Source organism: Mesorhizobium sp. M4A.F.Ca.ET.020.02.1.1, from assembly GCF_004022645.1.
Classification (GTDB): Bacteria; Pseudomonadota; Alphaproteobacteria; order Rhizobiales; family Rhizobiaceae; genus Mesorhizobium.
Map to the genome: position 1 here is coordinate 1 of NZ_RZOI01001042.1, position 1,555 is coordinate 1,555.

The 1,555-nt window shown below is 61.6% G+C and carries 2 protein-coding genes; both read left to right on the forward strand.

Annotated features, from left to right (window positions below; all coding sequences use genetic code 11):
• Positions 1–87: 87 nt before the first annotated feature.
• Positions 88–1,029 (forward strand): VOC family protein, encoded by a 942-nt coding sequence (locus EN742_RS34570; RefSeq protein WP_128333850.1) that lies wholly within the window; start codon positions 88–90, stop codon positions 1,027–1,029.
• 101 nt (positions 1,030–1,130) lie between these two features.
• On the forward strand, positions 1,131–1,547 hold the full coding sequence (locus EN742_RS34575; RefSeq protein WP_245492474.1) for a cupin domain-containing protein: 417 nt from the start codon (positions 1,131–1,133) through the stop codon (positions 1,545–1,547).
• Positions 1,548–1,555: the final 8 nt, after the last annotated feature.

Below are 1,555 nucleotides of genomic sequence, written 5' to 3' on the forward strand. Positions count from 1 at the left end.
AAGGTCCTGTGGGCTCTTCGCCATGGCGAACAGACCGCGCAGGGCAGTTCGCGCGTATCCGGCCAACATCTCTAGGGGATCCAGTTCATGAGCCGCGTCAGCATTTCCGATGTCGCCTACACCGCCTACCAGGTCGACGATCTCGATCTCATGGAACGGTTCCTGCTCGATTTCGGCATGACCCGTTCGGCCCGTACCGACACCGCGCTCTACATGCGCGGCACCGGCGCCAACCATCACGTCCACGTCGCCCGCCTCGGCAAGGAGAACAAGTTTCTCGGCGGCGCCTTCAAGGTGGCGACGGTGGAGGAACTGGAAAAGGCAACCCAAATCCCCGGCGCCTCGGCGATCGAGACCATCGACGGGCCCGGGGGCGGGCTGCGCGTCACGCTGACCACGCCGAACAAGCATACGATCTGGTTGGAGCATGGCGTGGCGAGCGTGCCGGAAATGACGATAAGGCGCTCCTACCGGATGAACTTTGCGTCCGAGCATCTGCGCCACAACACCGCGGTGCGGCAGCGGCCCGAGCCTACACCGGTGCTGCGCATCGGCCATTTCGTGCTGTGGGTGCCCGACGCCATCAGCGAGATCGACTGGTTCATCAAGCACTTCGCCCTGGTGCCGGCCGACTACATCTGCGCGCCGGCCGAGCCGGAACCGATCACCGTCGGCACTTTCCTGCGCTACGACCGCGGGCAGGAGTTCGTCGAGCACCACGCCATCCTGATCAACCAGTCGAAGTTCTTCGGCTGCCATCACAGCTCCTACGAAGTCCTGGACCTCGATGCAGTGACCGCTGGCCATGACTATCTGGTCGGCAAGGGCTGGAATCTCGACGCCGGTGTCGGACGCCACTACCTCGGCAGCCTTATCTACGACTACTGGCTCGACCCCTTCGGCTTCCGTGTCGAGCACTACACGGACACCGATCTGATCAATGACGACTACGTGCCGGTCCGCTTCGTCGGCGGAGCCCATGAAACGACGCAATGGGGCATGGCGCCTCCCCCGTCCTTCTTCGACTGACCGGCAAGCAGATTGAAAACGGCTAGTCGGTCCCGAGCGACGGGAGCCGGCACCAATATTGCTGTCCGCAGGTAGCCCGCATGTTCAAGGAGATCGAACATATGACCCCAGAAACGCTCGAAGTCCTGATCGGCAAGGAAGACCTTGCGGAGGAAAACTGGCTCAATTTTCCGGAATACGGCTTTCGCCAGTATTTCCTCTGGAAGAACGAGAAGACGGGCGCCAGCATCGCAATTCTCGAATACGAGCCTGGCGGCGGCATTCCGATCAAGCATTCACACGCGTCGAACCAGTTCATGTACTGCCTGGAAGGCGAGTACGAATACACCGACAGCGACATCCTGCTGAAGCAGGGCGCCTTCTACATGAACCCCAAGGATCATCCGCATGGGCCGACGGTCGCCCGCACCAAGTGCCGCCTGATCGAGGTCTATGACGGACCGCACTATTACGACAAGCCGTCGTTCCACACCGACGCAACGATCGGCGGCTTCCTGGCCGGCGATCAAAAGGGCTGATGCAGGGC